Origin of the sequence: Photorhabdus tasmaniensis (assembly GCF_011189505.1) — a bacterium.
Lineage (GTDB): Bacteria > Pseudomonadota > Gammaproteobacteria > Enterobacterales > Enterobacteriaceae > Photorhabdus > Photorhabdus tasmaniensis.
Genome location: NZ_PUJU01000262.1, coordinates 1 through 250, shown reverse-complemented (window position 1 = coordinate 250; position 250 = coordinate 1). Strand labels below are relative to the sequence as shown.

General features: G+C 36.8%; 1 pseudogene. It reads left to right on the top strand.

The features are described from left to right. Window positions 1-171 precede the first annotated feature (171 nt). A pseudogene (locus C5471_RS23820) lies at window positions 172-250 on the top strand (IS200/IS605 family transposase); the annotation flags it as partial.

Sequence of the window (250 nt, the reverse complement as noted above, 5' to 3'; positions counted from 1 at the left end):
CATCACGAGTGGTGTCGTGAAGACGTTCAAGTTTGATTTTTTGTTCTGATGTAATAAATATTTTCATAGCGAGGATAATGATCTCCATTTCGGATAAAATCAAGCATCTTCAATGATTACGGGTATAGATGTTCAAGCTAATATTCGTAACTCAAATAAGGAAAGGTGTTTATGGGCATTAAAGCACAAAGCTCAGCGCATACAAAGTGGCTGTGTAAATACCCTATCGTCTTTTCGCCGAAATATAGAC